This is a genomic window from Mesorhizobium sp. f-mel (genome assembly GCF_053850215.1).
In genome coordinates this window covers 33,784-60,413 of the sequence record NZ_JBSPTO010000032.1, presented here as the reverse complement: position 1 = coordinate 60,413, position 26,630 = coordinate 33,784, and the positions used below count along the sequence as shown (strand labels likewise).

General features: G+C 62.8%; 30 protein-coding genes. 12 read left to right on the top strand and 18 right to left on the bottom strand.

What is annotated here, in order from left to right:
* Positions 1 to 270: 270 nt before the first annotated feature.
* Complete coding sequence (locus ACWUKX_RS27015; RefSeq protein ID WP_455837875.1) at positions 271 to 1,014, bottom strand: thioredoxin domain-containing protein; 744 nt, start codon at positions 1,012 to 1,014, stop codon at positions 271 to 273.
* Between the two features lie 308 nt (positions 1,015 to 1,322).
* Positions 1,323 to 1,745 carry a lysozyme inhibitor LprI family protein gene (locus ACWUKX_RS27010; protein ID WP_455837876.1) on the bottom strand — a complete coding sequence of 141 codons (423 nt, stop codon included), beginning with the start codon at positions 1,743 to 1,745 and terminating at the stop codon, positions 1,323 to 1,325.
* A 200-nt stretch (positions 1,746 to 1,945) separates the two neighbouring features.
* Here ACWUKX_RS27010 and ACWUKX_RS27005 point away from each other — a divergent pair, with 200 nt between their 5' ends.
* Positions 1,946 to 2,293: a hypothetical protein gene (locus ACWUKX_RS27005; protein WP_029350104.1), complete on the top strand. Its 348-nt coding sequence runs from the start codon at positions 1,946 to 1,948 to the stop codon at positions 2,291 to 2,293.
* 224 nt (positions 2,294 to 2,517) lie between these two features.
* Here the strand turns inward: ACWUKX_RS27005 and ACWUKX_RS27000 are convergent, their stop codons facing one another.
* Positions 2,518 to 3,006, bottom strand: coding sequence for a GNAT family N-acetyltransferase (locus ACWUKX_RS27000; protein ID WP_029350102.1), 489 nt, complete (start codon positions 3,004 to 3,006; stop codon positions 2,518 to 2,520).
* Between the two features lie 5 nt (positions 3,007 to 3,011).
* Positions 3,012 to 3,875, bottom strand: coding sequence for a transglycosylase SLT domain-containing protein (locus tag ACWUKX_RS26995; RefSeq protein WP_456009770.1), 864 nt, complete (start codon positions 3,873 to 3,875; stop codon positions 3,012 to 3,014).
* A 180-nt stretch (positions 3,876 to 4,055) separates the two neighbouring features.
* Between ACWUKX_RS26995 and ACWUKX_RS26990 the strand changes: the two genes are divergently transcribed.
* Complete coding sequence (locus ACWUKX_RS26990) at positions 4,056 to 4,625, top strand: methylated-DNA--[protein]-cysteine S-methyltransferase (protein ID WP_128345800.1); 570 nt, start codon at positions 4,056 to 4,058, stop codon at positions 4,623 to 4,625.
* A 12-nt stretch (positions 4,626 to 4,637) separates the two neighbouring features.
* On the opposite strand, the gene ACWUKX_RS26985 is transcribed toward ACWUKX_RS26990, so the two are convergent.
* The gene (locus ACWUKX_RS26985) at positions 4,638 to 4,964 is read right to left on the bottom strand and encodes a hypothetical protein (protein ID WP_455837881.1); all 327 of its coding nucleotides are present in this window, start codon (positions 4,962 to 4,964) and stop codon (positions 4,638 to 4,640) included.
* Between the two features lie 330 nt (positions 4,965 to 5,294).
* Here ACWUKX_RS26985 and ACWUKX_RS26980 point away from each other — a divergent pair, with 330 nt between their 5' ends.
* Positions 5,295 to 5,507: a cold-shock protein gene (locus ACWUKX_RS26980; RefSeq protein ID WP_023678332.1), complete on the top strand. Its 213-nt coding sequence runs from the start codon at positions 5,295 to 5,297 to the stop codon at positions 5,505 to 5,507.
* Between the two features lie 319 nt (positions 5,508 to 5,826).
* Here ACWUKX_RS26980 and ACWUKX_RS26975 read toward each other — a convergent pair whose 3' ends face one another.
* The 3 genes from ACWUKX_RS26975 to ACWUKX_RS26965 all read right to left on the bottom strand — a co-directional run bounded on the left by ACWUKX_RS26975 (position 5,827) and on the right by ACWUKX_RS26965 (position 8,295).
* Positions 5,827 to 6,438 (bottom strand): glutathione S-transferase family protein, encoded by a 612-nt coding sequence (locus ACWUKX_RS26975; RefSeq protein WP_456009769.1) that lies wholly within the window; start codon positions 6,436 to 6,438, stop codon positions 5,827 to 5,829.
* Between the two features lie 112 nt (positions 6,439 to 6,550).
* On the bottom strand, positions 6,551 to 7,405 hold the full coding sequence (locus ACWUKX_RS26970) for an EAL domain-containing protein (RefSeq protein WP_029350093.1): 855 nt from the start codon (positions 7,403 to 7,405) through the stop codon (positions 6,551 to 6,553).
* Positions 7,402 to 8,295 (bottom strand): EAL domain-containing protein, encoded by an 894-nt coding sequence (locus ACWUKX_RS26965; RefSeq protein WP_455837884.1) that lies wholly within the window; start codon positions 8,293 to 8,295, stop codon positions 7,402 to 7,404. Before ACWUKX_RS26965 ends, ACWUKX_RS26970 begins: the two co-directional genes overlap by 4 nt.
* A 206-nt stretch (positions 8,296 to 8,501) precedes the next feature.
* Here ACWUKX_RS26965 and ACWUKX_RS26960 point away from each other — a divergent pair, with 206 nt between their 5' ends.
* Positions 8,502 to 9,704 (top strand): pyridoxal phosphate-dependent aminotransferase, encoded by a 1,203-nt coding sequence (locus ACWUKX_RS26960; RefSeq protein ID WP_456009768.1) that lies wholly within the window; start codon positions 8,502 to 8,504, stop codon positions 9,702 to 9,704.
* A 51-nt stretch (positions 9,705 to 9,755) separates the two neighbouring features.
* On the opposite strand, the gene ACWUKX_RS26955 is transcribed toward ACWUKX_RS26960, so the two are convergent.
* A complete protein-coding gene (locus tag ACWUKX_RS26955) occupies positions 9,756 to 10,151 on the bottom strand; it encodes a (R)-mandelonitrile lyase (RefSeq protein WP_456009767.1) in 396 nt (131 codons plus the stop codon).
* Between the two features lie 344 nt (positions 10,152 to 10,495).
* On the opposite strand from ACWUKX_RS26955, the gene ACWUKX_RS26950 reads away from it, so the two are divergent.
* Both ACWUKX_RS26950 and ACWUKX_RS26945 read left to right on the top strand, forming a co-directional pair.
* The gene (locus ACWUKX_RS26950) at positions 10,496 to 12,547 is read left to right on the top strand and encodes an elongation factor G (RefSeq protein WP_456009766.1); all 2,052 of its coding nucleotides are present in this window, start codon (positions 10,496 to 10,498) and stop codon (positions 12,545 to 12,547) included.
* 824 nt (positions 12,548 to 13,371) lie between these two features.
* Positions 13,372 to 13,872: a methyltransferase family protein gene (locus ACWUKX_RS26945; RefSeq protein ID WP_065012014.1), complete on the top strand. Its 501-nt coding sequence runs from the start codon at positions 13,372 to 13,374 to the stop codon at positions 13,870 to 13,872.
* 44 nt (positions 13,873 to 13,916) lie between these two features.
* Here the strand turns inward: ACWUKX_RS26945 and ACWUKX_RS26940 are convergent, their stop codons facing one another.
* The gene (locus ACWUKX_RS26940) at positions 13,917 to 14,813 is read right to left on the bottom strand and encodes a LysR family transcriptional regulator (protein ID WP_456009765.1); all 897 of its coding nucleotides are present in this window, start codon (positions 14,811 to 14,813) and stop codon (positions 13,917 to 13,919) included.
* 74 nt (positions 14,814 to 14,887) lie between these two features.
* Positions 14,888 to 15,862: a thioredoxin-disulfide reductase gene (gene trxB, locus ACWUKX_RS26935; RefSeq protein WP_065012013.1), complete on the bottom strand. Its 975-nt coding sequence runs from the start codon at positions 15,860 to 15,862 to the stop codon at positions 14,888 to 14,890.
* 260 nt (positions 15,863 to 16,122) lie between these two features.
* Between trxB and ACWUKX_RS26930 the strand changes: the two genes are divergently transcribed.
* Positions 16,123 to 16,608, top strand: coding sequence for an Lrp/AsnC family transcriptional regulator (locus tag ACWUKX_RS26930; RefSeq protein ID WP_029350080.1), 486 nt, complete (start codon positions 16,123 to 16,125; stop codon positions 16,606 to 16,608).
* Here ACWUKX_RS26930 and ACWUKX_RS26925 read toward each other — a convergent pair.
* The 4 genes from ACWUKX_RS26925 to ACWUKX_RS26910 form a co-directional block, all read right to left on the bottom strand.
* Positions 16,605 to 17,270, bottom strand: a complete 666-nt coding sequence (locus ACWUKX_RS26925) for a D-glycero-alpha-D-manno-heptose-1,7-bisphosphate 7-phosphatase (RefSeq protein WP_456009764.1) — start codon at positions 17,268 to 17,270, stop codon at positions 16,605 to 16,607. The two genes, ACWUKX_RS26930 and ACWUKX_RS26925, sit on opposite strands and share 4 nt — an antisense overlap.
* Complete coding sequence (locus ACWUKX_RS26920; RefSeq protein WP_456009763.1) at positions 17,263 to 17,835, bottom strand: D-sedoheptulose-7-phosphate isomerase; 573 nt, start codon at positions 17,833 to 17,835, stop codon at positions 17,263 to 17,265. The genes ACWUKX_RS26925 and ACWUKX_RS26920 overlap by 8 nt, the downstream gene beginning before the upstream one ends.
* 7 nt (positions 17,836 to 17,842) lie before the next feature.
* Entirely contained in the window at positions 17,843 to 19,333 is a 1,491-nt protein-coding gene (gene rfaE1, locus ACWUKX_RS26915) for a D-glycero-beta-D-manno-heptose-7-phosphate kinase (RefSeq protein WP_456009762.1), read from the bottom strand.
* Positions 19,334 to 19,483: 150 nt separating this feature from the next.
* Positions 19,484 to 20,116 (bottom strand): LysE family translocator, encoded by a 633-nt coding sequence (locus ACWUKX_RS26910; protein WP_287336864.1) that lies wholly within the window; start codon positions 20,114 to 20,116, stop codon positions 19,484 to 19,486.
* A 166-nt stretch (positions 20,117 to 20,282) separates the two neighbouring features.
* Here ACWUKX_RS26910 and rfaD point away from each other — a divergent pair, with 166 nt between their 5' ends.
* Genes rfaD through waaC form a run of 3 tightly spaced genes read left to right on the top strand, consistent with a single transcriptional unit; the run spans position 20,283 to position 23,196 of the window.
* Positions 20,283 to 21,233 carry an ADP-glyceromanno-heptose 6-epimerase gene (gene rfaD / locus ACWUKX_RS26905; RefSeq protein WP_455846747.1) on the top strand — a complete coding sequence of 317 codons (951 nt, stop codon included), beginning with the start codon at positions 20,283 to 20,285 and terminating at the stop codon, positions 21,231 to 21,233.
* Positions 21,206 to 22,213, top strand: a complete 1,008-nt coding sequence (waaF, locus tag ACWUKX_RS26900) for a lipopolysaccharide heptosyltransferase II (RefSeq protein WP_456009761.1) — start codon at positions 21,206 to 21,208, stop codon at positions 22,211 to 22,213. Before rfaD ends, waaF begins: the two co-directional genes overlap by 28 nt.
* Positions 22,210 to 23,196 carry a lipopolysaccharide heptosyltransferase I gene (gene waaC, locus ACWUKX_RS26895; protein WP_456009760.1) on the top strand — a complete coding sequence of 329 codons (987 nt, stop codon included), beginning with the start codon at positions 22,210 to 22,212 and terminating at the stop codon, positions 23,194 to 23,196. Before waaF ends, waaC begins: the two co-directional genes overlap by 4 nt.
* 264 nt (positions 23,197 to 23,460) lie before the next feature.
* Here the strand turns inward: waaC and greA are convergent, their stop codons facing one another.
* Together greA and ACWUKX_RS26885 are read right to left on the bottom strand one after the other, a co-directional pair.
* Positions 23,461 to 23,934, bottom strand: coding sequence for a transcription elongation factor GreA (gene greA, locus ACWUKX_RS26890; protein ID WP_023799806.1), 474 nt, complete (start codon positions 23,932 to 23,934; stop codon positions 23,461 to 23,463).
* A gap of 286 nt (positions 23,935 to 24,220) precedes the next feature.
* Entirely contained in the window at positions 24,221 to 24,760 is a 540-nt protein-coding gene (locus ACWUKX_RS26885) for a tetratricopeptide repeat protein (protein ID WP_065012063.1), read from the bottom strand.
* 197 nt (positions 24,761 to 24,957) lie between these two features.
* On the opposite strand from ACWUKX_RS26885, the gene ACWUKX_RS26880 reads away from it, so the two are divergent.
* Entirely contained in the window at positions 24,958 to 25,383 is a 426-nt protein-coding gene (locus tag ACWUKX_RS26880) for a DUF3775 domain-containing protein (protein WP_029350061.1), read from the top strand.
* A 65-nt stretch (positions 25,384 to 25,448) separates the two neighbouring features.
* On the opposite strand, the gene ACWUKX_RS26875 is transcribed toward ACWUKX_RS26880, so the two are convergent.
* Positions 25,449 to 25,640, bottom strand: a complete 192-nt coding sequence (locus ACWUKX_RS26875; RefSeq protein WP_456009774.1) for a hypothetical protein — start codon at positions 25,638 to 25,640, stop codon at positions 25,449 to 25,451.
* Between ACWUKX_RS26875 and ACWUKX_RS26870 the strand changes: the two genes are divergently transcribed.
* Positions 25,570 to 26,478 (top strand): extensin family protein, encoded by a 909-nt coding sequence (locus ACWUKX_RS26870; protein WP_456009773.1) that lies wholly within the window; start codon positions 25,570 to 25,572, stop codon positions 26,476 to 26,478. The genes ACWUKX_RS26875 and ACWUKX_RS26870 overlap by 71 nt on opposite strands.
* Positions 26,479 to 26,630: the final 152 nt, after the last annotated feature.

The following is a 26,630-nucleotide window of genomic DNA, read 5'->3' as shown; positions in this document are numbered from 1 at the left end:
TCGCCGGCCCCCAAAGGAGGCCGATGCCCCCAACCCGACGTCCATACGCCTTCTCTGCAAAGGCCTCCTTTGTGGGAGAAGGTGGCCTCGCGCAGCGAGGTCGGATGAGGGGTGTTCCAGCTTGGCGTTACGCCCACTCACAACCGCCCATCAGCGCCGAGAGGACGCACAATTGCCAACGCCTCATTTCTTCCAGCACCCCTCAACCGTCTCGGCGCTGCGCGCCGATCCACCTTCTCCCACAAGGAAGGGGGAGAAGGGAAGGCCCACTCAGTGGCAGCACGCGCCGGCATACTGCAGCTGCTCGTCCCAGTCCGGCCGGCCTTCAGGTGTGAAATCCATCAGGTTCCACAAGGGCTCGCAGGTGCCGACGGCGCGCGGGTCCTGGCCGGGTTCGGTGGGCGCGAAACCAAGCTCCGAACTCCAGAAATGGCGGATGCCATCGGCGTCGCGATGGAACACCGACAGCATCGGCAACTGCGCGCCGTCGTCGGCCTCGGCGTGGTAGTCGCGCTTGAACCTGTTGCCGGCCGAGGAGAGCAGCCGCATGTTCGTCCAGCCACGGTCGCGGCCAAGCGTGATCAGGTTTTCGAGCGCGGTCTTGCCCACCACGGCGAAGTTGAAGCCGGCGGCCTCCAGATGGCCAATGGCGCCGTCGAACTGATCGAGCAGCGCCGTGCAGGACGGGCATGGCTGGTCGGCCCGCGCGAGCTTCGCCGTGCCGCCGCTTGTCGCCACGTCACGCGTCTCCTGCGGATGGCGCGGAAACATCATCGAGTAGACGATCAGTGTGTCCTTGCCAGGCGAAAACAGCTCCGACAGTTTTATCCGGGCCGGCTTGCCGTCGGGGCCAAGCCCGTCGAACACATAGTCCTCAGGCACCAGCCCGCCCGGCGGCAGTGCGCGACGGGCGACGGCTACATCCTCCATGGCGCGGCGCAGCTCAATCTCCTTCTGCAAAAGGGTTTCGCGGGCGGCGCGGTATTCCTGGGATTCGTTGGGAAAGGTGATCATCGTCATCTCCATAAGCCGTGCGTTTGACGACGCCTGCCTGTTCGCGGCAACGCGCCTTGCCTCTCAAGGACGCATCGCGAAGGACGGTTCCGACATTTTTGCACACGCAAGCGGCAGAAGTCCCCTCACCCAGCCTCCGCTTCGCTGCTGACCTCCCCCAAGGGAGAGGAGACTGTCAACGCCGGCGCCAACCTCTTCTCCCCGCCGGGGAGAAGGTGGCCGCCCACGGGTCTTGCTTCCGGCAAGCCCGAGGACAGGCTCCGCGGCCGGATGAGGGGGACCTCACATGGGATAGCGGGACAACGAAGTTACTGCGCCGCCGGCACCGGGCAGTTGGCATCGCCTTCCTGGCAATTGAGGTAGCCCTGGAAATCCCTCAGCCGGTTGTCGGTGACGGCCTCCTGGCAGCCGGCGACGACCATTGGATACATGCTGCCGGCCATGTCGGGCGGGCCGCCCTGAAATTTGCACTCGGCATCGCGGAAAGCGACCCAGGCGCGCTGCGCATCGACCAGCAGCTTCTTTGACGCCGCATTGTCTTTCAGCCGACCCTCGATCTGCTTGTAGGCGTCGTTGAGCTTTTTGTCGGCCTTCGCGAGCGACTTGCCGGCGCATTCGTTCATGGTCGTTTGATCCATCGCATTGGCGCAATCGTCGGCCGCCCGCGCCGCGTCGGCGAATAGCGGAACGGCGAGGATTAAGGTGGCGAGGCCGGTTTTGGGAAGCCGCATCGTGTTTCTCCGATTTTCGAGGGCCCCCGCTGTAACAAAGCTTAACCGTGAGACGAATACAGGCAAGATGCAGCTTGTCGCTTTGGTGGACAGTTCCTTTCAGGTCGGCTCCGACGACTGCGAAGCAATAGCGTTGCGGAACGGGATGCATCTCACCGCATTTTTCGTTCAGGATTATAGGTCCATATCGGGGAAGAACCATGCGCGAAGCCGACAATGACGAAATCGACCTGCGCTGTCCGCAGATCGTTGCCGACAATGCCGCCATGGGCCTCAGGCTGCGCGGCATATTTGGTCGCGGCGGCACCGAGGTCGGGGTTGCGCGGGCGACCGAGCTCAAGAACCGCGATAAACTTTCGCCCTCCACCATCCAGCGCATGGTCAGCTATTTCGCCCGCCATGAGGTCGACAAGAAGGGCCGTAACTTCGGCAGTGAAGAAAACCCGTCGGCCGGTTACATCGCCTGGCTTCTATGGGGCGGCGACGAAGGCCGCTCCTGGGCGCTCGAGCTCAAGCAGAAGATTGGCAACGCGCCGACTGAGCGATAACAAAGCAGTTGGCCTTGGAAACAGGAAGATTCGCGGGCGGGCGGATCCCGAACCCACCTCGGGACCGGCCGTGGAACGCGGCTGACACATGCCGGTGCAGCCCCCTCCGACACCTTCCGTTCGTTACCCCGACCGAACGGCGTGGCAGGGTTGGCGACCTATGTGAAGCAGTTTCACAACAATACACTTTCCGCTGCGTGAGGGCGGAACCGACCAGAGCCGGGCTAGCCTTCCCAGTCGACTTCGAACATTCCCAGTCGCTCATAGAGCCTGACCGCGGCGGCATTTTCGACCGTGTTGGTTTTGAGATCGACATGCGCAGCGTCCCGTGCGCGAAAGGCGGCGAAGACGTGCCACATCAGCGCTTCGGCGATGCCTCGCCCGCGCGCCTCGGGATGGACGGCAAGGTCCTTCACGAACGCCCTCGTCCAGCACAGCGCCGCGCCCGCCAGCCGACCCTTGCTGTCGATGACCAGGAAACACAAGGCAGGGTCGAATTCCGCGTCGCTTGAAATGCGCGGCCACCATTCGTCGAACGGCCCGTCGGCGCCATCGTCGAACACGGTGGTCAGCAGCGCATGCAAAGCGAGCGCGTCGGTGGCATCGAAGCCGCGCATGACAAAACCTTCCGGCCAGCGCGGCGGAGCAAGCGTGTCGTCGAGGATCTTGCGCAGCCTTATGTCGTTCGGCGCCGGCGGGCGCGGCTCAGGCATGGTGTTCAGGCATCGGGCTGCAGGCGACGGCGGCCGCGGTCGCGGCCAAGGCCGGTTTCTTCCAGCATGCCCTTGCGCTTGGCGTCGTAATAATAGCCGCTCTGGTATAGGCGGTCGGCGCGCTTGGCGTTACCGCCGGCCACCAGCCAGGCGCCGCGCAGATATTTCACCGCATATTTCAGATTGGTCTCGGCGTCGAACAACCCGCTCGCCGGCCCGTCATAGCCCATGCCGCGCGCCGTCGCATGCTTGATCTGCATCAGCCCCCAATGGCCGCGATTGTAGGCCTTGGGATTGAAGGTGCTCTCGCGGCTGACGACACGGCGCACCAGATCGACGGGCACCTCATAGAGGACGGCATATTTCTCGATCAGCCGTTCGATCTCGCCGCGCGGTCCCGCCGAATACTCTTTGGCAGGGCTGGTCGAAAGCAGGGCGGACGGATCGTCAGGCACGACATAGGCGGCCTGCTGAACGCCGGGCATCGTCTTGCTTGTCTCGCCGGTGACCGGCATGGCGACAGCGGCCGTCGCATAGACAGGTGCTGCGCCGGCTGGGGCGGCACCGGCCGTCATGGCTGCAGGTGCAGTTGCGGCCAGCGGGGTCGGTCCGGCAAAGGCTGCTGGTTGGACAGGCGTCGCGGCGGGGTCGACGGCCAGCGCCACCGTCTGGACAGGCGCGATGCCGGACGATTCCGGCAGCACCGAAACCGTGTCGGGCAGCGCCAGCGTAAAGCCGGCATCAGCGCCCGCGGCGGCGGTTTCAGTCAGGGAAGGCACGGCCTTCGTCTGCGAGGTCGAGCTGCAGCCGCTGAGACCGGCCGCAGCGAGCATCACGCCGATCGCGGGAAAAATGATTTTTGCTGGCAAGCCGCGCTCGGGTCTGGTTCGTCTGTTAAGAAAGTCCTTACACCAGCGCCTTTCCCCCGGCAATCCGCAGCCTGTTGTGGACTTCGAATGATTTTCGGGTGGCAACAGCAACCTGAAAATGCGATATCTCGTTCTCGATATGTACTGGATTCCCATCCGTTTCTGCGGAAGGAGCACATCATGGAAAGCACCTCTCAGGCCACCGCCGGCCACGCGGTCTTCGAAACCGTGATCGGCTTCATGGGGATCGCCTGGAGCGAGGCCGGACTGACGAGGCTTTGCCTGCCCCAGCGCAACCGCGACGCGGTGGAACGCCGGCTGCTGCGCCATGCCGGCAGCGCCGGTTCGAGCGCCCAACCGCAATGGGTTACCGAGCTGATCGGGTCGATACAGGCCTATGCAGCCGGCGAAGATATCGATTTCTCCGGTGTGCCGGTCGATCTCACCGGCGTCGACGATTTCCGGCTCGCCATCTACGACGCGGCGCGCAAGCTCGCCTTCGGCGAGACCACCACCTATGGCGAACTGGCCAAGCGCGCCGGCCATGCTGGGCTGGCGCGTGAGACGGGTGCGGCGCTCGGCGCCAACCCGGTGCCGCTGGTCATCCCTTGCCACCGCATTCTTGCGGCCGGCGGCAAGATCGGCGGTTTTTCTGCGCCGGGCGGCTCGACCACCAAGGAAAAGATGCTGGCGATGGAAGGCGTGCGGGTCGGCCCGCCGCCGCCGGCGCAGGTATCATTCGGATTCTGAGACCGGACGTAGCTAGTCCGGAAAGATGCGCCGGCGGAAACGCCGGTCTGTGTCCACCCGCTTGCATTTGTAGACGATGCAGGACGTCGTATCGGCGCTTGGCACTGACGCCCGTGCCCTGACCTCCCCCATGTTGCAGAAACGCTGGCTCCGCACATAGCGGTCGTAGAGCGGCAGCCCCGGCGTGCGCGTCGACTGGTAACGCAGGATGACGGCGCCCTCTCGCGCGATCGTCGCCCGCACTCTGCCGCAGCTCATGCGGCTCGGATCGTAGCGCGAGATCGCCTGCGCCTCGGCGGCCACCAGCGTCAGGCAGGCGGCAAGCAGAACAGTTTTCATGGTCCTCTCCCAAAACAGGACCTGACGCCCGCAGGCAGCACGATCCTTCCCCGCAACGTGCACGACAGGCGATGCGAACCCTCCGCAACGCGCGACGTTGCAAGGCTTTCACGCGATTGGGGCGGCCGTTGGGCAGCGCCGCATCAGCGCCTTTTCGTGCCGTCTTGTTTTTTGCGGAGAAGCGGACTATATGAGGTCCATTGATATTTCGGCCGATCGATCCGGGCCTCGCGATATTCGCGTTTGCTGACGTCTATCTCCAAAATCTCGATACAAACCGGCTGGACTTCGGTTCGGTCAAGCTAAAGCAAACGTATAAGGACTATCGAAATGGCAACAGGTACGGTCAAGTGGTTTAATTCCACCAAGGGTTTCGGCTTCATCCAGCCTGACAGCGGCGGCGCGGACGTTTTCGTCCACATCTCCGCAGTCGAGCGCGCTGGGCTGTCGACCCTGGTCGAAGGCCAGAAGATCAACTTCGAGATCGAGCAGGACCGCCGCACTGGCAAGTCGTCCGCTGGATCTCTGAGCAAGGCAGCCTGATTTTGCGAATGGCGCGCGCCGGGCGATAGCTCGGGGCGCGCGGCAAGTCACGGATGTACTGACGGTCGCGCGAGAAGCGCACCGGAGCCAAAAACCCCGACAAGCCGAAGCAGCAGATTGCTGCCGGCCCGGAGCAAAGGCTCCCGATCAGGCTACCAAGCATGGAAGGCGGGATTTTGTCCCGCCTTTTTGCTGTTCGGATTCCATCTCTGTTCGGTTTTCGTGTCCCGGCCGAAGGCCGCAAGCCCCGCCGGGCGTTGCGCCTTTTGGTGCGTCCTGGCCGGAGCGAGCCGCGAAGCGGCGACGAGTGAGGACAGTACTACCCCAGCCACTCCATGGGCACATGCCCCGGATCGGCCTCCACTCGTTTCAGCCAGGCCGCCACCGCCGGATAGGCGTCGAGCTGAAAACCGCCCATCTCGGCCGTATGCGTATAGGCGTAGAGCGCGATGTCGGCGACGCTCAATGCCTCACCGGCAAAGAACGCACTGCCCGCCAGATGCTTGTTCATTACGCCGAGCGCCTTGTTGCCGCGCTCCAGCGTCACCGCCAGCCGTTCCGGCGTCGCATCCTTGGCCCGTTCGGGAAAGGTGAGCAGCGCCTTGCGCACCGCGATATAGGGTTCGTGGCTGTACTGCTCGAAGAACAGCCACTGATAGGCCAGAGCCCGCTCGTATCTGTCGGCCGGCAGGAACCGCGTGCCTTCGGCGAGGTAAAGCAGGATGGCGTTGGATTCGGCAAGCCGCCTGCCGTCGTCGAGCTCGAGCAGCGGCACCATGGCGTTCGGGTTCTTGGCGACATAGTCGGGCTTGCGCGTGTCGCCGGTGTGCGAGCTCACCTCGACATTGGTGAAAGGGATGCCGAGCTTGGCCATCAACAGCCGCGGCTTGTAGCAATTGCCGCTGTCGATCATTCCATAGAGTGTGGTCATTTTTGCTCCCATCGCCGCTCCCCTCGGGAGCCGCCTTTACCGGCAATTATCCTGGCAGCGAGGGCTTATTCCAGTGATTTGTTTTGGCGCAACCATCAGCGCCGCTGATAGATCACCCAAACAACGGCACGACGTTGTTGTCCCTGCCAAGCAGCCTGTCGATGGGCAGCGGCTCCTCGTCGAAGTTCGTACCGGCCAGCGCCGGCCGGGCAAGGTAAAAACCCTGCATCAGGTCGACGCCGCCGTCGAGTGCCACGCGCAGATGCGTGGATTGCTCGATGCCTTCTACCAGCACCTTGGTGCCGCGGTCGTGCAACGCGGAGACCAGCGGCCGGAAAAACCGTTCGGCGGCGGCATGGCGACAGAATTCCGCGAACCAGGTGCCGTCGATCTTGACGATGTCGGGCCGGACAAGCGCAACCCGCTCTTCCGTCGAATGCCCGGTACCGAAATCGTCGATGGCGATGCGGATGCCGTCACGCCGCATCTCGCGCGCCAGGCTGACAAGCACCTTGTCGTCGGCCGCCTGCTCGGTGATTTCGCAGACCAGCATGCCGGGGTACAGATCGAACTCGGCGAGATGCCTGGTCATCAGCCTGATCTCAGCCAGCGCTCGCCCGGGGTCATCGTTGATCAGCGGATTGTAGTTGAAGAATAGGTCGAGCCCGTCGACGCCGATGTTGCGGAAGTTCCGAAGATGCAGCACCCGGCACATCGTCTCGACGAACAGGCGATCCGCCACGGGTACGCCCTCGAAAAATACGCGTGGCGCGACCGACCTGCCGGCGCGGTGCGGCTCAATGAGGCCTTCGACTGCGACGGCCTTCAAAAACCTGCCGCGCGGCGCGAAGATCGGCTGGTAGGCGCTCCTCAGCCGGAACGCGCCATAGACGCCGTATTCGATACCGACCTCGTCGGCAAAGATTGCCTCGCCGACATTGCGCCGCCTGTCGGGCCGCCCGGTCATGGCACCACCTTGCGTCCGAAAGCCCGTTTCGGCCTCGGCGAAGGCGAGACAGTCGCAGGCGCCTCGTCGGCATCGGCCACTGCCACCGGCATCTGCCTGTCCTTGCCGAAGACGTGAAAGCTGGTCGGCGCAAGCTCCGGGCGCGCCAGCGCGAATCCCTGCACCATCGAGGCTCCCGATTTTTCAGCCAGTTCAAGCTGCCAGCTCTCCTCGATGCCCTCGAACACGGTGCGGATGCCTTGCTGTTCGAAACTTGCCACCATGGCGGTCAGCAGTGCGAAACCGGCGCCGGACTCCATCAGTTGCATGATCCAGTGGGCATCGAATTTGACGATGTCCGGCCTGAGCTCCTTGATGCGGTTGATGTCGGACTCGTCGGCGCCGTAGTCGTCGACCGCTATGCGAAATCCGTTGGCCCTGAGTGCTTCGACGAAATTGTAGAGCGTTTCCTGCGACGCCGATTTCTGCTCGGTCACCTCGCAGACGACCCGGTTCGCATCGATCTCAGCCTCATGCAGCACCAGCCGCATGTCGCGCAGCGCCTTGTCGGCGATGCTGCGATCGGTGAACACCGACGGATCGAAGTTAATGAAAATGAATGCCTCTTGCGGCAGGCAGGCGCCGGCGTTCAAAAGATGCAGCGTCCTTGTCAGCGCCTCGATATGCAGGCGGTCGACCGTTGGACAGGTGTTGAAAAAGCTCACCGGCGACTGCGGCTCGCCGTCGCGGAACGGCCGGATCAGCCCCTCGAATCCGGTGACGGACAATTTGCCGTTGCTGAAGGCGAAGATCGGCTGGAAAGCGCTCTGCAGCGTATAGATGCCCCAGACACCGCTGGCGGTGCCGTCGTCATGACGGACGATATGGACATGCCCGATGCTGCGCGACACGGTTCCTCGCTCTGCGAGACTGGCGGAATGGGTCGTGATCCAGCCACTCGGGGTTTTACCGCCTGTAGGTGAATTTATTGTTGCCGAATTTGCCGGGGATTTGAGATCTGGCTCATCCGTCAGTGCTTGCGCTTGGCGGAATGATGCGACATGAGAAGCGCCGCGGTTAGATGGACCGCCTGCATCCCCAAGGAGATAACATCGTCATGGCCTTTCTTGCTGACGTCCTTTCCCGCGTAAAGCCTTCCGCGACCATCGCGGTGACGCAGAAAGCACGCGAGCTGAAAAACGCCGGCCGAGACGTGATCGGGTTGGGTGCCGGCGAACCGGACTTCGACACGCCGGACAACATCAAGAACGCTGCGATCGAGGCTATCCGCCGCGGCGAAACGAAATATCCTCCGGTTTCCGGCATCGTGCCGCTGCGCGAGGCGATCGTCAAAAAATTCAAGCGCGAGAACAATCTCGACTACCGGCCGGAGCAGACCATCGTCGGCACCGGCGGCAAGCAGATCCTATTCAATGCCTTTATGGCGACGCTGAATCCCGGCGACGAGGTCATCATTCCGAGGCCGTACTGGGTCAGCTATCCCGAGATGGTAGCGATCTGCGGCGGCACCCCGGCATTTGCCGACACCTCCATCGACAACGGCTTCAAGCTGACGGCGGCGGCGTTGGAAAAGGCGATTACGCCGCGCACCAAATGGCTGTTGATGAACTCACCGTCGAACCCGTCGGGCGCTGCCTACACCGAGGCTGAATTGCGCGCTCTGGCCAACGTGCTGTTGAAGCATCCCGATGTCTGGGTGCTGACCGACGACATGTACGAGCACCTGATCTATGGTGACTTCGTCTTCAAGACCATCGCCGAGGTCGAGCCGAAGCTTTATGAGCGCACGCTGACGATGAACGGCGTCTCGAAGGCCTATGCCATGACTGGCTGGCGCATCGGCTATGCGGCCGGGCCCGTGGCGCTGATCAAGGCAATGGATATGATACAGGGCCAGCAGACCTCCGGCGCCTGCACCATCGCCCAGTGGGCATCGGTGGAGGCGCTGAACGGTCCGCAGGATTTCATTGCGAAAAACAAGGCGATCTTCCAGGCTCGGCGCGATCTCGTCGTGTCGATGCTCAATCAGGCGCGCGGCATCACATGTCCGTCACCCGAAGGTGCTTTCTACGTCTATCCGTCCTGCGCTCAGTTGATCGGCAAGAAGACCAAAGCCGGCAAGGTGATCGACAGCGACGAAGCCTTCTGCTCGGAGCTGCTCGAGGCCGAGGGCGTAGCGGTCGTGTTCGGTTCGGCCTTCGGCCTCGGCCCCAACTTCCGCATCTCCTATGCCACGTCGGAGGCGTTGCTCGAAGAGGCCTGCACGCGCATCCAGCGCTTCGCCGCCTCGCTGACCTGATCAGGCGCATCTCGAACACCAAACCCGGCTCGCGGTCGGGTTTGGAAAGCCTCAGCCGCCATACTGCTCGTCTGTCACCATTTCCAGCCAGTCGGCATGGACGTCGTCGAGCGCCTCCTGCATGGCGATATGCGCCATCGCCGATTTTGGACCGGCGCCGTGCCAATGCTTTTCATCAGGAGCGAACGAAATGACGTCGCCGGCCCTGATCGCCTGAACCGGCTCGCCCCAGCTTTGCGCGAGGCCGGCGCCTGACATGACATAGAGCGTCTGGCCCAGCGGATGCGTATGCCAGTGGGTACGGGCGCCGGGCTCGAAACTGACCATGATGGCGCGCAGCCGCGCTGGCGCTTCCTTCTCGATGATTGGCGTCTGCCACACGCGGCCGGTGAAATACTTTTCCGGCGCAATGGCGGTCGGCACGCTGCCGCAGGCAGTGATCTTCATCGTCGCGAGTCCTCAAGCTGATGGCGGATCGGTCGGCGACGGCCGTTCCTTTTTGTCGCAAGAAGCGGGCACTTTCGTCCGATAACCATCACGGCGCAACCGCTTTTGCGGCTGTTCGGCGACGGGCTTTGTCGCGGGATTTGATGGGAGGCTGGCCTCGCATCCAAGGGCTTCGCCGATCACGGCTCAACATCTACGACATCAGGCGATCCTCAAATCCCTTGCCCTCCCGGCTAACCCGTGGGACGATGCCTTTGGGTAGGTGGCAAACTGAAAAAGCCCCGCCCGCGACGGTCGACAGGCCGGCCGCCGCTCCCAGGGAAACGCCTGAGTGGAGGTCAGTCATGGGAACTCGCGCCGGAGGACGACGCACGGGACCGAAATGCATTGCCATAGTCGGTCCCTTTGCAAGCGGTAAGACGACACTTCTCGAAGCCATATTGGCCCGCACGGGCGCCATTCCCCGCCAGAATCCCGTTTCCTCGGGAAACACCGTTTCCGATCATTCGCCCGAGGCACGCGCCCACGCCATGAGCGTCGAGGCGACGTTTGCGACCACCGAATTCATGGGCGAGCAACTCACTTTCGTCGATTGTCCCGGCTCCATCGAATTCTCCTTCGAGGCAGAGCCGGTCCTCGCCGCCTGCGACATCGCCGTGGTCGTCGCCGAAGCCGACGAGAAGAAGATCCCTGCCCTGCAGCTGATCATGCGCAAGCTCGACGATCTGGGCGTGCCGCGCATCATGTTCCTCAACAAGGTCGATAAGGCGATATCAGGCGTGCGCGACACGCTGAAGTTGCTGCAGCCGGCAAGCTCGGTGCCGTTGCTGCTTCGCCAGATTCCGCTGCGCAAGAACGGCGTCGTCATCGGCTCGATCGATCTCGCTCTGGAGCGCGCCTACATCTATCGCGAATATGCCGAAAGCGAGGTCACCCAGATTCCCAGCGACGACAAGGCGCGCGAACTGGAGGCGCGCTTTTCCATGCTGGAGACGCTCGCCGATCATGACGACCAGTTGATGGAGCAGCTTCTCGAAGAGATTGAGCCGCCGAAGGACGCGATTTTCGACGACCTCGCCGCCGATCTGCGTGACGGCGCCGTGACGCCGGTGCTGATCGGCACCGCCGAGAAGGGCAATGGCGTGCTGCGCCTGTTGAAGACGATCCGCCACGACGCGCCCGACATCGAGGCGACCCGCAAGCGCCTTGGTGCACCTGATGGCAATGCGACCGTGGTCCAGGTGATGAAGACCATTCACACCGCCCATGGCGGCAAGCTGTCGGTCTCGCGCATCCTGTCCGGCCAGCTTGCCGACGCCTCCGAGCTCTTCCTTTCGAATGGCACCACGGCAAAAGTCTCCGGCATCTACAAAATGCTCGGCAAGGACCAGACCAAGCTCACCTCGGCCAGGGCCGGCGACACGGTCGCGCTCGGCAAGCTGGACGACGTCACGACCGGTCAGACCTTGAGCTCGGCAAAGGGCGGCATCAAGCCACTGGTCACGCTGATGCCGCCGCAGCCGGTCTTTGCGTTCGCGCTGCGCCCGAAGGAACGCAAAGACGAAGTGAAGATGTCGGCAGCCATCCAGCGACTTGCCGAAGAAGACCCCTCGCTCAGCCTGCGCCACAATCAAGATTCAGCCGAAACCGTGCTGTCGGGCCATGGCGAGATGCATCTGCGTGTCGTGCGCGAGCGGCTGGAGGGCAAGAACCAGATCCCGGTCGAAGGCCATGCGCCGGCCGTGCCTTATCGCGAGACGATCCGCAAAACGGCGCAGCAGCGCGGCCGCCACAAGAAGCAGTCGGGCGGCCATGGCCAGTTCGGCGACGTGGTAATCGAGATCAAGCCGCTGCCGCGCGGCTCCGGCTTCCAGTTCACCGACACCATCACCGGCGGCGCCGTGCCGAAGACCTACATCCAGTCGGTCGAGACCGGCGTGCGCGACTATTTGAAATCCGGCCCGCTCGGCTTTCCGGTGGTCGATGTCGCAGTCAACCTGTCCGACGGCTCCTATCACGCTGTCGATTCGTCGGATATGGCCTTCCAGATGGCGGCGAAGCTGGCGATGAAGGAAGGCATGGCGGCCTGCTCGCCGGTGCTGCTCGAACCGATCATGAAGGTCGAGATCGTCACGCCGTCCGATGCGACGTCGAAGATCATCGCCCTGATCCCGCAACGGCGGGGCCAGATCCTCCGTTATGACGCGCGGCCCGGCTGGCCGGGATGGGATATCGTCGAGGCGACCATGCCGCAGGCCGAGATCGGCGATCTGATCATCGAGCTGCGTTCGGCTACCGCCGGCGTGGCCAGCTATCGCGCGACCTTCGACCATATGGCCGAACTCACCGGCCGCTTGGCCGACGAGGCGATGAACGCCAACGGCAAGGCCGCCTGACACTGGATTTTGGCGCCAGTATCGCAGGCTGCAGAACACAAGGAAACGGCGTCCGGAATGATCCGGACGCCGCTCTCTTGCGGACCGTCTTCGTGGGAGGCGAAACGGCAGGTCCGCCGCACATGCCGCCAGCGCCTGACGGCCTCAGCGGAAGAATGGTTCGGACGCGGTAGCCGCCTGAGCCCGGATCGCCCGAGTGATGCCCCCATCTCCCGCACGAACCACACCGCGTCCTATGATCTGCTTAGTCGATGCTGGGCGCCTGTGACAGGTTACCTGAGGTTACATGTCACTGTTACGTGACAATTGCGGTCGACTTTCCCGCAGCGTCAGCAGGTTTCGGGCAACAAAAAAGCCGGATCAATGAAGATCCGGCTGAGTTTGATTGGAAGTGCCTGTTAGGGCTAACCTCCAGAGGGGAACACTCGAGGGCGCTAATGGGAGGAGAACGCGCCCAGGAGATGATCTATATATGTGCTCATCATGCTCAAGAAACAAGCATCTATTTTGCAACACACGCATGCAAAATGACACAGGCTGTGGTCTAACCCATTCCTTGGCCTCATAGGACCAGCAGAATCGTCGAAATGCGGTGCACGGCCAGGCAAAGATCATTGGGAAATAGCGAATCAGAGCCAATTTCTCGGCCGGAAACGCAAAAACAACGAATGACGTCGAATCAGGCAATACGCGTTTATTTTTGCAGCAGCCGCATCGGCCCGAGATAGGAATCGCTTTTCGGAAAGCACGATGCGTAGATTTCAAGTGCTAGACCGTATTTTGTGCGTCCAAGTGGACGCACGTCGCTCTAGAAGGAAGCCTCGATGAGGACACGTCAGGCGATCGCCGGCAGCGCGCTATTCTTCATCGCAGCGCCCGGCATGGTCGCGGGATTGCTGCCCTGGCTGTTGACCGATCGCTATCGTCTGCCATGGTCGACCCAGCCCGGCTTGGTCCCGGTCGGCTGGGTCCTGATTGTGGTCGCAGCGGCCTTGCTGCTTCATGCCTTCGCCCGTTTTGCTTTCGAAGGCCTTGGCACGCCCGCCCCGGTTGCGCCGACCGAGCAACTGGTTGTCGGTGGTATCTACCGCCATGTCCGCAACCCGATGTATGTGGCGGTGCTGTCGATCATCCTTGGCCAGGCACTGCTGTTTTCGAGCTGGGCTCTCGTCGCCTATGCCACTATCGCCGCCATTGCCATGGTCTCGTTCGTGAAGTTCTACGAGGAACCGACGCTCGCCCGCCGCTATGGCGCCGGCTACGAGGCCTACCGCCGCGCCGTCCCAGGCTGGCTGCCCCGCCTGACCCCATGGCGCTGCCAGTAAGAGTTGATCGTCGGCGGTGCAAGGCGGAAGCGATTTTCTGAAGGTTAGAACGACCAGCTTCGGGCCTTGGCGATAATGAAATCGCGGAAGACGTGCAGTTTCGCCTGGTTCTTCATCGCATCGGGATAAGCGAAATAGGTGTCGAAGGACGGCACTTCGGTCTCCGGCAGCAATTGCACCAGCCCTGAGTCCTTGCTGACAACATAGTCGGGCAGCATGGCGATGCCGGCGCCACCCTGTACCGCGCGCTTTATCGACAATATGTCGTTGATCTGCAGCGTCGGCACCCTTTGCCCGCCTTCGAAATCGCCGATCGTTTCCAGCCAATTCAATTCCGACAAATGCGCCGGCACCGGCACGCCGAAGGTGACGATGCGATGGCTCTTCAACTCGGCGATCGACGCCGGCTTGCCATACTTGTTGACATAAGAAGGAGCGGCGTAGAGATGGAAATGCACGGTGAACAGGCGGCGCTGGATGAGATCAGGCTGCTGCGGCTGGCGCAGCCGGATCGCGCAGTCCGCCCGGCGCATGGTGAGGTCGAGTTCCTCGTTCGCCAGGATCAACTGCAGGCTGATCTCGGGATAGAGCTCGATGAATTCCTGCACGCGCTCGGTCAGCCAGCCGGCACCGAGCCCGACCGTGGTCGTCACCCTGAGCACGCCGGAGGGCCGATCCTTGGCCTCGGTCAGCCGCGACTTGATCGTCTCCAGCTTCATCAGCACGTCATGCGCCGTGCGGAACAGCATCTCACCCTGCTCGGTCAGCACCAGGCCGCGGGCATGGCGATTGAACAGCGGCACGCCGACGTCATGTTCGAGCGCGCTGACCTGCCGCGAGATCGCCGATTGCGACAGATGCAGTGTCTCGGCGGCATGGGTGAACGACCCAGCTTCCGCCGCAGCGTGAAACACGCGTAGCTTGTCCCAGTCCAACGCCATGATGCCCCTCGCTCTGTTTTTTTGGCGTTTGAATGAAAAATCAGGCTTTTGCGCGGCTTTTCTCGGCCGCTTCCTTACTCCGCCGCTTCGCGGTGAACTTCGATCCCGGCGAGGTACTTTTCCGCCTCGAGCGCGGCCATGCAGCCGAGCCCCGCCGCCGTCACTGCCTGGCGGTAGATGTCGTCGGTCACGTCGCCGGCGGCGAACACGCCCGGCACGTCGGTGCAGGTCGAATCCGGCGCCGTCCACAGATAGCCGTTCGGCTTCTGCTTTAGCTTGCCAGCGAACAGCTCAACCGCCGGCGCATGGCCGATCGCCACGAATACGCCGTCGACCGTCAGATGCATCTCCTGGCCGCTCACCAGATTGCGCAGCTTCAGTCCCTCCACCGACGGCGGCAGCGGCATCTTGCCGGACTGACCGGTGATCTCGTCAACGACGGTGTCCCAGATGACGCGGACATTGTCCTTCTTGAACAGCCGCTCGCTCAGGATGCGCTCAGCGCGGAAGTCGCTGCGCCGGTGGATGACCGTCACGCTCTTTGCCAGATTGGAAAGATAGAGCGCCTCCTCCACCGCCGAATTGCCGCCGCCGATCACGGCGACATCCTTGCCGCGATAGAAGAAGCCGTCGCAGGTGGCGCAGGCCGATACGCCGAAGCCCATGAAGGTCTGTTCGCTCGGGATACCCAGCCATTTCGCCTGCGCGCCGGTGGCGATGATCAGCGCGTCAGCCGTATAGGTGGTGCCGGAATCGCCCTTGGCGCGGAACGGCCGCACATTGAGGTCGACCTCAGTGATGATGTCGTTGATGACGTCGGTGCCGACATGCTCGGCCTGCTTCAGCATTTGTTCCATCAGCCACGGACCCTGGATCGGATCGGCGAAGCCCGGATAGTTTTCGACATCGGTGGTGATCATCAACTGACCGCCCTGCTGCAGGCCGGCGACGAGCATCGGCTTCAGCATGGCGCGGGCGGCGTAGATTGCCGCCGTATAGCCAGCGGGACCGGAGCCGATGATGAGAACAGGCGCGTGCTTGGTGGTCATGGACGGGCTTTCACAACAACCGGACGCGAATGAAGCGTCCGGCACAAGGATCGATATCGGCCCCTAATCTAGGTGTTGCAGGCGACGCCAGCAAGACGACCGCGCCGTCGTCCCCGGAAAGCTTCCGCACAAACAGACGATCCATGAACATCTTGCGCGGTGACTGTCCGAAAATCACCGACTGAAGGGATGGAATGGACACCGAAGTCGTTTAATTACAAGATCACGAAAGATTCTTGCGTGAAGCGCCGAAGGTGTCCATGCCGCTCAAAGCCGATCTCGACGCCATCGACTGGAAGATCCTGCGCGAGCTTCAGCACGACGGGCGCATGACCAATGTCGAGCTGTCCGGCCGCGTCGGCATTTCGGCGCCGCCATGCCTGCGCCGTGTCAGGCGGCTGGAAGAGACCGGCATCATCCGCGGCTATCGCGCCCTGCTCAATGCGCCGGCGCTCGGCCTGGATGTCGTCGCCTTCTGCCTCATCGGCCTGCATCACCAGGCCGATGCGGAGCTGAAAACCTTCGCCGAACGCACCCGCGGTTGGCCGATCGTGCGCGACGCCTGGATGGTTTCGGGCGAATCCGACTTTTTGCTGCATTGCGTGGCGAGCGACCTCGGCGCCTTTCAGACCTTCGTCATCGAGGAACTGGCCTCGGCGCCGAATGTCGACACGGTGCGCACTGCACTGACCATCCGGCGCGTCAAGGACGAAGGCCTGGTGGCTTTCAGCGAAATGAGAACCTAATCCCTGCCGAGTTCGGCGATGGTCTCGCAGAGTTTGCTGTGGTCGTTGCTGGTCGTCAGTTTGCGCGTCGCGAACATACCATCGCCAGAAGTCCGATTGGATCTGCCGTGCACCAGCCAGCCTTCGCATAGCCCGGCTCGCCGTCCGGCTTCCATATCATCAGCCTTGTCGCCGACGATGATCGATCGGCTGATATCCACGCCCAGCAGATCGCGGGCGCGCAGAAGCATGCCCGGATTGGGCTTGCGCATCGGATGGTCACCTACTGCGAGTTCACCCGTCCCGCTCGAATGGTATGCGCAGGCGAGTACCAGGTCGATCCGGCAATTCTGCGCTTCGAGAAGCGCTAGCAGCCAGGCATTGACTGCGCCGAAAACCGGCCAGCCGAAATAGCCGCGGGCAATGCCTGACTGGTTGGAGACTACGATCGCAGGAAGGCCGACGATGTTGGCCCTTCGGATCACCGGCAGCATCTCCGGCCGCAGCACTATGTCAGCCGGATCGCTGGGATAGCCGCTATCGACGTTGATGGTGCCGTCGCGGTCGAGGAACAGCGCCGGCGTGCCAGTTGGAAAGGCCGCAGTACCGATCCGTTCGACCCAGAGCCCCGGCTCTTCGAGCGGATACGGCTGCGAGGTCGTGACAGCGTCCCTGTCAGCCATCACAGAGGCGCGCTTCGACCATTTCGCACAGATGATGATAGAGACAAAGATGCCCCTGCTGGATGATCGGTGTCGAGGTCGAAGGCACGTTGAGCAGGATGTCGGAGAGCGGCTTGAGCTTGCCGCCGGTGTCGCCGGTCAGGCTGATCACCGTCATGTCCATCATGCGCGCCTGTTCGGCGGCGGCAAGGATGCTGGCCGAGTTGCCGCTGGTCGAGATGGCGAGCAGCACAGCACCCGCCGCGCCATGAGCCTCGACCTGGCGTGAAAACACCGTGTCGAAGCCGTAATCATTGCCCCAGGCGGTCAGTACCGCCGCATTGGCCGGCAGTGCGATGACGTTGTAGGCCTTGCGCTCCTTCAGGAAGCGGCCGACCAGTTCGCCGGCGATGTGGATGGCGTCGCTGGCCGAACCGCCATTGCCGCAGATCAGCAGCGCCTTGCCTTGCGAAAGCGCCGCGACGACGGCGGTCACCGCCCGCTCCATCTCGCTGGTGAGGTCGCGCTCGACCATCGCGGTGATCGCGGCCGCCGAGCGGACCAGGTATTCGTTCAGTTCGGACATGAAAACCTCAGTTTGTATTGCCGGCGCGCAACTTGCCGATGGTGCCGGTCGTGCTCTTGCCGACGACGAGATCGACCAGCACGACGCGGCCGCCCGCCTTCCGCACGATTTCGGCACCGACCACCTGATCGATCGTATAGTCGGCGCCCTTGACCAGTATGTCGGGCTTGAGCGCCTCGATCAGCGCGAGCGGCGTGTCCTCCTCGAAGACGACGACCGCGTCGACCGAGGCAAGCGCCGCAAGCACGCAGGCGCGGTCATGCTCGTCGTTGACCGGGCGTCCCGGCCCTTTCAGCCGGCGCACCGAGGCATCGCTGTTGAGGCCCAGAACCAGCCGGTCGCATTGGCTGCGTGCCGCGTGCAAAAGGCTGACATGGCCGGCGTGAAGGATATCGAAGCAGCCATTGGTGAAACCGACACTCAGGCCTTCGTCCTTCCACGTCGCCACCAGCCTTGCAGCGGCAGCGGCATCGAGGATTGCGTCCTTATGGGCAATCGGGCCGTGCGAGCGAAACAGCGCGCCGGTAAGCTCTTCGACCGTCAGCCGCGCGGTGCCGCGCTTTCCAACCACCACGCCACCCGCCGCGTTGGCAATGGCGGCGGCAATGACGCGGTCGGCGCCCGCAGCCAGAGCCAGCGCAAACGTCGCAATGACAGTATCACCGGCGCCTGAAACGTCGAACACTTCCCGCGCCTGCGTGGCGATGTGGCGGGCATCGTCCGAGCCGACGACGCTCATGCCCTTTTCGCTGCGCGTCGCGACCACGAAATCGAAGCCGTGTGCCGAGATCAGCTCACGTGCCGCGGCCACGATCTCGTCATCGCCAAACACCGCGCGTCCGACCGCTTCGCCGAGTTCCTTGCGATTGGGCGTGATCGCCGTCGCCCCGGCATAGCACGCATAATCGCGGCCCTTTGGGTCGACGAGCACCGGTTTTCCCGCCTGGCGGCAGATCGAGATCAGCTCGCCGGCGACGCCGTCGAGCAACATGCCCTTGCCGTAGTCGGACAGGATAACGATGTCGGCTTGCGCGAGCGCGGCGCGGAAATGCCGGACCAGCGTTGCTCGCTCGGCGTCGCCCAGCGGCTTGATTTCCTCTTCGTCGAAGCGCAGCACCTGCTGGTTGAGCGCGCTGAAGCGGCTTTTCGACGAGGTCATCCGGTTCGCGTCCTGCGCGAGGCCGCCAGTGTCGACGCCAAACTCGGCGAGAATGCGCATCAGATTGACGCCGGCCTGATCGGCGCCGATCACCGAGACCGGTATCGCGGCGGCCCCAAGCGAGACGATGTTGGCGACGACATTGCCGGCGCCGCCCATCGCCGACGTTTCGCCACGCCCGCGCAGCACCGGAATGGGCGCTTCAGGCGAAATCCGCTCGATGACGCCGTTGACGAAACGGTCGAGAATGAAGTCGCCGACCACCAGCACGGTGACGTTGCCGAATCGCGAGATGGCGCGGTGAAGGGGTTCGGGAGAAGGCAGGTATTGCTCGCTCATGTCATCCGCGACGTGCAATGAGAGCCGGTCCCCAAGCTGTGAAAGCGCTGGACTGGCGGGCTGGTCGTTCATGGCGAAGCCGATATACCGCAATTCGGTCCAGCGCAACGGCAGGCATCGAACGGACCACAGCCAACGCCGGTTGACGGATCAGCTTTTCTGCAAAGCCACATGAACGCCCAATCCGACGAGCACCGCACCGCCCGCACGCCGCATGAGGCGCTGCGCGTGGCTCGAGCGCCGCAGCCTGGTGACCAGCGCACCTGCCAGCACCACGCACATGACATCCGCCGAAGAGAACATCAGATTGACGATCGTCCCGAGGACGAGGAATTGGAGCCAGACGGGAAACGTCGCGGACGCGTCGATGAATTGTGGCAGGAACGCCATGAAGAAGATTGCAGTCTTGGGATTGAGCACCTCGACGGTGATACTCTCGAAAAAGGCGCGGCGGGCGGATTTCGGCTCAATACCTGAGATAACAGCATCGTCTTGCGCCCTGGCGCGAAACAGCGACACACCCAGCCAGATCAGATAGAGTGCGCCGGCCAGCTTGACCGCGATGTAGAGCGTCGGCACGGCGTGGAAAAGCACGGACAACCCGGCAGCGGCGGCGACGACGTGCACATAGCCGCCAAGATGGATACCCAACGCCGCCGTCAGGCCGGACCAGCGGCCCCGCGCCATGGTTTGCGCAGCAGCGTAAAGCATCGCCGGACCGGGGATGTAGGCAAAGATCGCCGTGGTGGCGAAAAAGGCGATAAGTAGTTCGGTCGACGGCATTATCCTTGCTCCTGTCGTGCCTCGCCGGTGGATCGCCGACTGAAGCGAAAGCTTTGCGGCGGCACTGTGGCGCTCACCCAACCGCCGGATTGCGACCTGCTTTATCGACAGCCCCGCAAGCCTCCCCTATAAGGGCCGGAATCGGCACGAGATACCAGAGGCTTTCATGATCATCGTCACGGGCGGCGCCGGCATGATCGGCTCCAACATTGTCGCCGCGCTCAATGCCGAAGGGATCAGCGACGTCGTCGTCGTCGACGACCTGACCGACGGCCACAAGATTGCCAATCTCGCCGACCTGCAGATCGCCGATTATCTCGACAAGGACGATTTCCTGCCGCGGATGGAGGCCGGGGACCTCGGCCGCATCGAGGCTGTCTTCCACCAGGGCGCCTGCTCGACGACCACCGAATGGAACGGCAAGTTCATGATGGAGGTGAACTACGCTTATTCGAAGCGGCTGCTGCATGCCTGCCTGGCACTGCGGGTACCTTTCCTCTACGCCTCCTCAGCCTCGGTCTATGGCGGCGGCGCCGAGTTTCGCGAGGAGCCGGAATGCGAACGCCCGCTCAATGTCTATGCCTATTCAAAGAAGCTGTTCGACGACTATGTTCGCCGCACCGTCTTCGATACCGATCATTCGCCGGTTGCGGGCCTGCGCTATTTCAACGTCTATGGACCGCGCGAGGCGCATAAGGGCGCCATGGCCTCGGTCGCCTTCCATCTGTTCAATCAGGTCGAGCAAGGCCAGAACCCGAAACTGTTCGGCGCCTATGACGGTTTCGGACCTGGCGAGCAGAGCCGCGATTTCATCCATGTCGGCGATGTCGCCGAGGTCAATCTGTGGCTATGGAAACGGGGCTCAAGCGGCATCTTCAACTGCGGCACCGGCCTTGCCCAGCCGTTCCGCGCCATAGCCGAAACGGTGATCGGCACGCTGGGCAAAGGCGAGATCGAGTTCATCGACTTCCCCGACCACCTGAAGGGAAGCTACCAGAGTTTTACGCAAGCTGATATGTCCCGGTTGCGCGCCGCCGGTTACAATGGTCAGTTTCGCACAGTGGAAACCGGCGTCAGAGACTATGTCGAATGGCTGAAAGCCCAACGATCCTCGTGATCGGCCCACGCTGGGTGGGCGACATGGTGATGGCGCAGTGCCTGTTCTCGGCGCTAAGAGAGCTTCACCCGAACGCCGCAATCGATGTGCTGGCCCCGGCATGGGCGGCGCCACTGGTCAAGCGCATGCCCGAAATACGCCAGCAGATCGATCTGCCGCTGAAATCCGGCGCGCTGGAATTCCGCATGCGAAGGCGCTTCGGCCGCCTGCTGCGCGGCCACTACGGCGTCGCCTATGTCATGCCTGGGAGCTGGAAGTCGGCGCTCGTCCCGTTCTTTGCCCGCATTCCGCGCCGCGTCGGCCATCTCAAGGAAATGCGCTACGGGCTGCTGACCGATATCGTTCCCTTGCCCGACCATTTGAAACGGCGCACGGCGCAGGCCTATTTCGGCCTCGCGCGGGGGGGCACGTTCCGCGCTCCCAAGCTCGCTGTCGATACAAAAAACCAGGCGGAATTGCTGGGCCGCTTCGGGCTGGAGGCGAAAAAATTCGTCGCGCTGATGCCCGGCGCCGAATTCGGCCCGGCCAAGCGCTGGCCGAGCGAACGCTATGCCGGCCTTGCCCGCGACATGATGGCCAAAGGTTTTGAGGTCGCGCTGTTCGGATCGAAGAACGACGCCGACGTAACGGCGGAAATCGCCACGCTTGCACCTGGCGTCGTCGATCTCGCCGGCCAGACGCGGCTGGAGGACGCCATCGACCTGATCGCCGCGGCCAGGCTTGCGGTGTCGAACGACAGTGGGCTGATGCATGTTGCCGCCGCAGTCGGCACGCCGATCGTTGCCGTCTACGGCTCGACCTCGCCGCAGAATACGCCGCCCCTCGCCGAGCAGCGCGAACTGGTCTGGCTCGGCCTGTCCTGTTCGCCCTGCCACCGGAAAATCTGCCCGCTCAACCATCTCAATTGCCTGAACACGCTCGAGGTGGCACAGGTCGCGGCAGCGGCGGAACGGCTGCTGGAAATGCCGGCCGCCGCATGAGGGTGCTTATCGTCAAGACATCCTCGATGGGTGACGTCATCCACACCTTTCCGGCCGTCGAGGATGCGCGCCGCAACCGGCCGGATGTGTCGCTCGACTGGTGTGTGGAAGAGGCTTTTGCCGGCATCGTGGCGCTGCATCCGGCGATCGCAACCATCCACACAGTGGCAATCCGGCGCTGGCGCACAAGCCCACTCGGCCGCGGCACATGGCGCGAGGCAGCGGGATTGCGCCGCGCCTTGCGGGATTGCCGCTACGATCTCGTCGTCGACGCGCAAGGATTGCTGAAGTCGGCCCTGGTGGCGAAACAGGCCGCGGCGCCGATCGTCGGCTTCGACCGGTCGAGCGCTCGCGAGCCTTCGGCGACTTTGTTCTACGACCGCCGCTACGCTGTGCCGCGCGATCTGCACGCCATAGAACGCACAAGGCGGCTGTTCGGGCTGGCGCTCGGCTATGAACCGGATTTTTCCGGGCTCGAGTCCGGCATCATGCCGCCGGCCGGCGGTTCGAACTTTGTCGGGGGAAAAACCGCCTTCCTGCTGCATGGCACCAGCCGCGAGGACAAGAAATGGCCGGTCGGCGACTGGATCGAAACTGCCCGGCTTCTCGTGGGAAGAGGAATGACGCCGGTCACCACCTGGTCTAACGACAGGGAAAAGGCGATTGCCGAGGCGATCGCCCAAGCCGTTCCGCAGACCGTGCTGGTGCCGAAATCACCGCTTGCCGAGATCGCCGCGATCATCGGCCGATCGGTGCTGGTCATCGGCGCGGACACCGGTCTCACCCACCTCGCCAGTGCCTTCGGCCTGCCGACGGTCGCGGTGTTTCTGGCGACAGAACCCGGCCTGACCGGCCCGCGCGGGCCGTTCTCGTCAACGCTGCTGGCCGCGCCCGGCGGCCGTGTCGTGCCTGCGGAAGTGGTGGCGGAGGCGGAGAGGCTTATGGAGCGCCAAGCGCACGATCTGGCAACCGGAAGGCATTGATTTATTGAATCAATCCAAATGGAAAGGTCGGCGCCGCCCCTCATCCGCCTGCCGGCACCTTCTCCCCGTATAGTGACGGGGAGAAGGGGGCTGGACGCGAACTCGGCGCCTGTCCTGCAACGCTGATAATTGGCGAAACCGTCGGTCACGGCGTCCTTCTCCCCGTCACTATACGGGGAGAAGTGCCCGGCAGGGCGATGAGCGGCAGCGCAAACCTCGGGCTAAAACAGTGCGATTCAGGAACAAATCCTGCCCGCTCTACCCCTAGATGAACTGCACCTGGACGATCTCATAGCCCCGCGCACCGCCTGGCGCGTTGACCTCGATCGCATCGCCGACTTCCTTGCCGATCAGCGCCCGCGCGATCGGCGAGGAGATCGAGATGCGGCCGGACTTCACATCCGCTTCCTGGTCGCCGACGATCTGGTAGGTCTTCTTCTCTTCCGTGTCCTCGTCGACCAGCACCACGGTCGCACCGAACTTGACCTTTTCGCCGCTGAGCTTGGTGATGTCGATCACCTCGGCACGGGCGATGAAGTCCTCGAGCTCGTTGACGCGACCCTCATTGAGGCTTTGCGCCTCTTTCGCCGCGTGGTACTCGGCATTTTCGGAAAGATCGCCATGCGAGCGTGCTTCGGAGATCGCTTCGATGATGCGCGGCCGCTCTTCCTGCTGGCGCCAGCGCAGTTCTTCCTTCAATGACGCGAACCCCTCGCCTGTCATCGGGACCTTGTTCATGATGCCTGACCTTTCCTGCCGCCGCCCCCGCATTCCGGGAGCGACCTTGTCGATGGGTACAAAAAGAAAAACGGTCCGGCAGCCTCGGGCTAACGGAACCGTCTCACCGCAATTTCCCCCAATATAGCAATCTTCGTGGGTTTTTCACGCCAAAAAATCGGTTTTGAAAAATTCACCCGCCATTTTTTTGAAATGCCGTCACGGCAGCACGGCTGGCCGGGCGAGCGGTAAAAAAAACCGGCTGCGATTGCTCACAGCCGGAGTGAGAAGCGTTTTGGGCTTCGAATCAGCTCTTCATGAAACGGTCTATCTGCTCAGACAGCATGCCGTATTCACGAGATCCCTTGCCGGTGCGCTTCTCGATCTCGCGGAGCTGTTCCTGGGCGCCGGCGAGATCGCCGATCTGCAGATGCGCCTCGCCGAGATATTCACGTACCAGCGTATAGTTCGGATCGATGCGCAGCGCTTCCTCGTAATAGCCGAGACCGACGGTGACGCGTCCGGAATGGCGGTGCGAATAGCCGAGGTAGTTGAGGATGCGAGGGTCTTTCTTGTCCGCAGCCAGGCTGAGCACGGCGATCGCCTCGTCATAACGTCCGGCCATCGCCAGCGCGCGGCCGGCTTCATAGATGTTGTCGTCGTCCAGCATGCCTTGCTTGGGCGCAACGCATTTCTTCAGCTTCTTGTCCCAGACCATGCCTTTCTTGCACTGTGTCGTCTGGCCGCCACCACCACCGCCTCCACCTTCACCGGCCGAAAACACCGGAACGGCAAATAGCGGCAGGGCGGCAACCGCCAGAACCTGGATCAGCAATCGTCTGCGCATCGAACCCTCCTTGAAGAATGACAATGCAAGACTAACGCCGGGCAAAAGCCGTTTCATCCCGGAAAAAAGTCATGGCCATTGAAAGCTTTTTGAACGGTCCGCGCCAGTCGGAAAATAGAAGTGCCGAACATGACGTGACGAGCGCTGCAAATTCGCTATCATCCAGCAAACGGCAACGGAGTATGCGGAGAAAGCCAGTGCAGCGGCGCCTTGAAAAGGAATGGGAGCTTTCGATCGGTCCCGACACCGTGCGCCTGTTCATCCTCAAGGCGAAGGCGCTGAGCGCCGCCGTCAACGAAGACTATGCCGATGGCGCCGAGCACGAGGTCGAACTCGACGGCGAGGCGCATGACAATCATCATCATGACGGTCTCGTCGAGGAAAGTTCCGAAAACCTCACCGAAGAAGAATTGCGCGAACTGATCAACGACCTCAATGTCGACGAGGCGGCCGAACTGGTCGCCCTGGCCTGGGTTGGACGCGGCGACTATGACGCTTCGGAATGGGCCGACGCGCTGGCGGCCGCGCGCGAGCGCGCCAACAAGCGCACGGCGAAATATCTGCTCGGCATGCCGCTCTTGGCCGACTGGCTGGAGGAAGGGCTGGAAGCGATCGGTGCGTAACACCGCGGTTACCGTTCGTGATCGGCCAAAACCCTCGTTCAGGCAACTTCCGCATTCGCTCACCGTTAACGGCGAATGGCGGCGCTGACCCCTCCCACATTGATCAGATTGGCCACATTGATCAGATTGGCCGGATTGAACAGATTGGCCGGATTGAACAGATTGGCGCTACCTTTGGCGGCGGCGATGCTGTCCGCAGGATCGGCCCTGGCCCAAGCTCCGGAATTGCCTGAAACCGTGCCTGTCCCGGAGCTCAATCGGTTGCAATCAGCACAAGAAGCCGCGCCTGCCGACGTGCCGATCCCCGAACCGCGCCCTGCGGATGGGCCAAAGCCTGATCAACCTGCGACCGACAAAATGGACCAGCAGACGTCGGACCAGCATAAGGAAGCCCGGCCGGAGCCGCCGGCAATCGCTCCAACGCCGAGCGAAAAGCCCGCCGAGGCCGAACGACCGGCCGCCACCACGAAACCACCGGAGAAGCCGGCGCAAGCGCAGGAGAAAGAAATCCCTCCCGACCCGCGCTCGGCCTCTGTGCCGCAGGAAAATATGCCGGACGAGGAACTTGCTTGCCGGAGGCGGCTGAAGTCGATGGGTGTCGACTTCGAGGAACGCAAGGCCGAGCACGATGCGGCGGTCGGCTGCTCTATCCCCTATCCGATCGCGCTGAAGACGCTGGGCAAGTCATTGGATATCCACCCCGAAACCGAGCTGAACTGCCAGATGGCCGAGGCCGCCGCGCGCTTCGCTGCCAATACCATCCAGCCGGCGGCCAAGGCCGAACTCGGCGCCAATCTCAAGTCGGTCGGCCAGGCATCCGCCTATGTCTGCCGGCCGCGCCACGGCGGAGGGAAACTGTCCGAGCACGCTTTCGGCAATGCGCTCGATATCGCGAGCTTCACCTTGTCGAACGGGAGAAGGATCGACGTCGGCCCAGTGCCACCGGAAAAGGACGCGAAATTCCTGAATGCGGTGCGCAAGGCAGCCTGCGGACCGTTTAAGACCGTGCTCGGCCCGGGCAGCGATACGGATCATTCGCAGCATCTCCATCTCGATCTTGCACCGCGCCGCAACGGCGGCACCTTCTGCCAGTGACGACCGACATGCGCGCCGCAATTTGGCCGCAGCCGTAAACGCGGCCGCTGATTTTTCCTTTACTCTTGGCGGTTAAGCTCTGTCTCATCTGATCATGAGCCCGAAAAGTGGGATCCGGTTTTCGGAGAAAGATCATGATCAAACAACGAGAC

Coding starts and splice junctions, on each gene's coding strand:
- ACWUKX_RS27010 (WP_455837876.1), bottom strand. CDS start 1,745: ATGCGGCTTCCCAAAACCGGCCTCGCCACCTTAATCCTCGCCGTTCCG.
- ACWUKX_RS26950 (WP_456009766.1), top strand. CDS start 10,496: ATGGGAACTCGCGCCGGAGGACGACGCACGGGACCGAAATGCATTGCC.
- ACWUKX_RS26960 (WP_456009768.1), top strand. CDS start 8,502: ATGGCCTTTCTTGCTGACGTCCTTTCCCGCGTAAAGCCTTCCGCGACC.
- ACWUKX_RS26920 (WP_456009763.1), bottom strand. CDS start 17,835: ATGTCCGAACTGAACGAATACCTGGTCCGCTCGGCGGCCGCGATCACC.
- ACWUKX_RS26925 (WP_456009764.1), bottom strand. CDS start 17,270: ATGGCTGACAGGGACGCTGTCACGACCTCGCAGCCGTATCCGCTCGAA.
- waaC (WP_456009760.1), top strand. CDS start 22,210: ATGAGGGTGCTTATCGTCAAGACATCCTCGATGGGTGACGTCATCCAC.
- ACWUKX_RS27015 (WP_455837875.1), bottom strand. CDS start 1,014: ATGATCACCTTTCCCAACGAATCCCAGGAATACCGCGCCGCCCGCGAA.
- ACWUKX_RS26945 (WP_065012014.1), top strand. CDS start 13,372: ATGAGGACACGTCAGGCGATCGCCGGCAGCGCGCTATTCTTCATCGCA.
- ACWUKX_RS27000 (WP_029350102.1), bottom strand. CDS start 3,006: ATGCCTGAGCCGCGCCCGCCGGCGCCGAACGACATAAGGCTGCGCAAG.
- ACWUKX_RS26990 (WP_128345800.1), top strand. CDS start 4,056: ATGGAAAGCACCTCTCAGGCCACCGCCGGCCACGCGGTCTTCGAAACC.
- ACWUKX_RS26930 (WP_029350080.1), top strand. CDS start 16,123: ATGCCGCTCAAAGCCGATCTCGACGCCATCGACTGGAAGATCCTGCGC.
- ACWUKX_RS26885 (WP_065012063.1), bottom strand. CDS start 24,760: ATGCGCAGACGATTGCTGATCCAGGTTCTGGCGGTTGCCGCCCTGCCG.
- rfaE1 (WP_456009762.1), bottom strand. CDS start 19,333: ATGAGCGAGCAATACCTGCCTTCTCCCGAACCCCTTCACCGCGCCATC.
- trxB (WP_065012013.1), bottom strand. CDS start 15,862: ATGACCACCAAGCACGCGCCTGTTCTCATCATCGGCTCCGGTCCCGCT.
- ACWUKX_RS26940 (WP_456009765.1), bottom strand. CDS start 14,813: ATGGCGTTGGACTGGGACAAGCTACGCGTGTTTCACGCTGCGGCGGAA.
- ACWUKX_RS26910 (WP_287336864.1), bottom strand. CDS start 20,116: ATGCCGTCGACCGAACTACTTATCGCCTTTTTCGCCACCACGGCGATC.
- rfaD (WP_455846747.1), top strand. CDS start 20,283: ATGATCATCGTCACGGGCGGCGCCGGCATGATCGGCTCCAACATTGTC.
- ACWUKX_RS26980 (WP_023678332.1), top strand. CDS start 5,295: ATGGCAACAGGTACGGTCAAGTGGTTTAATTCCACCAAGGGTTTCGGC.
- ACWUKX_RS27005 (WP_029350104.1), top strand. CDS start 1,946: ATGCGCGAAGCCGACAATGACGAAATCGACCTGCGCTGTCCGCAGATC.
- greA (WP_023799806.1), bottom strand. CDS start 23,934: ATGAACAAGGTCCCGATGACAGGCGAGGGGTTCGCGTCATTGAAGGAA.
- ACWUKX_RS26955 (WP_456009767.1), bottom strand. CDS start 10,151: ATGAAGATCACTGCCTGCGGCAGCGTGCCGACCGCCATTGCGCCGGAA.
- ACWUKX_RS26975 (WP_456009769.1), bottom strand. CDS start 6,438: ATGACCACACTCTATGGAATGATCGACAGCGGCAATTGCTACAAGCCG.
- ACWUKX_RS26970 (WP_029350093.1), bottom strand. CDS start 7,405: ATGACCGGGCGGCCCGACAGGCGGCGCAATGTCGGCGAGGCAATCTTT.
- ACWUKX_RS26985 (WP_455837881.1), bottom strand. CDS start 4,964: ATGAAAACTGTTCTGCTTGCCGCCTGCCTGACGCTGGTGGCCGCCGAG.
- waaF (WP_456009761.1), top strand. CDS start 21,206: ATGGCTGAAAGCCCAACGATCCTCGTGATCGGCCCACGCTGGGTGGGC.
- ACWUKX_RS26870 (WP_456009773.1), top strand. CDS start 25,570: ATGCTGTCCGCAGGATCGGCCCTGGCCCAAGCTCCGGAATTGCCTGAA.